The organism is Stenotrophomonas ginsengisoli, from assembly GCF_001431485.1.
In the GTDB taxonomy this organism is placed as follows: Bacteria; Pseudomonadota; Gammaproteobacteria; order Xanthomonadales; family Xanthomonadaceae; genus Stenotrophomonas; species Stenotrophomonas ginsengisoli.
In genome coordinates, this window is the sequence record NZ_LDJM01000085.1 from 1 (window position 1) to 895 (window position 895).

An 895-nucleotide genomic window follows, 5' to 3' on the forward strand; every position below is an offset into this window, starting at 1 on the left:
TCCTTGGATTCGATCTCGGTGACCAGTTCTTCACCGTAGATGTCTTCGAGGATCGGCCGCTCGTATTCCAGAACGGTCGTGGGCAGTTTGGTGCTGGCGTCACGGTCGATCAGCAGCGTGATCAGCAACAGGTTGATGGACTTGGCCATTACTGCACGCCCTCCAGAGTGATGGGATCAGTTGCAGCGGCGCCCAGCTTCACGAACTTGGGCAGGTCGGCGATTTCTGCGACGGCGCCCTGCGTTGCAGTGGCACTCAGCAGCGTGACCCAACCGGGGTCACCGGCAGCCGGAGTGGCACCACTGGCCAGGCCGGGATGACCCTGCAGCAGCACGCCGCTGGCCACCGCAAGCGTTGCCGCCAAGATGGGCCAGCCCTTCGCGCCCCTCCCCGCCCAGCAGCGGGGTCTTCTTCAGGGCCACGATGTTCGTGCCCTGTACGGTGATGGTGTTCGGCATTTCTTTCTCCTGGCCGGCGAGGAATGCCCCGCCGGCACGTTGGGGGTAATCAGGCGATGCTGAAAACCGCGTTCGAATTGCGCTTGCGGCAGGTCAGGCCGTAGTCCGCGGTCAGGCCGAAGTAGTACGTGTAGCGGTCGTACACGCGCGGCGGGGTGCGGCGGATCATCCAGCGGCCCTTGACCGGGCGCAGGCGCAGGGCCTTGCTGTTGAGGAAGTAGCCGCGCTTCTTCCACGGGTAGGTGATCGCACCCAGCTCTTCGTCCAGGGCATCGAAGGTCGGATCCCACACCACCGGCACGCCCTTGAAGGCCAGCGCCTTGGTACTCGGGTCCAGCGTCACGCCGCCGGTCGACGCCTGGCCCAGGTTGATCTGGCGTCCCATGACCTTGAGCGCGTCGGCTTGGATGGCGTCGTACATCGCCGAGCCCACGAGA

At 64.9% G+C, this 895-nt stretch carries 2 protein-coding genes; both read right to left on the bottom strand.

Going from position 1 to position 895, the window contains the following annotated elements:
• Positions 1-148: 148 nt before the first annotated feature.
• Entirely contained in the window at positions 149-364 is a 216-nt protein-coding gene (locus ABB30_RS15425; protein ID WP_152980799.1) for a hypothetical protein, read from the bottom strand.
• A 143-nt stretch (positions 365-507) separates the two neighbouring features.
• On the bottom strand, positions 508-895 hold a 388-nt coding region (locus ABB30_RS15430), incomplete at its 5' end, for a phage major capsid protein (protein WP_152980800.1).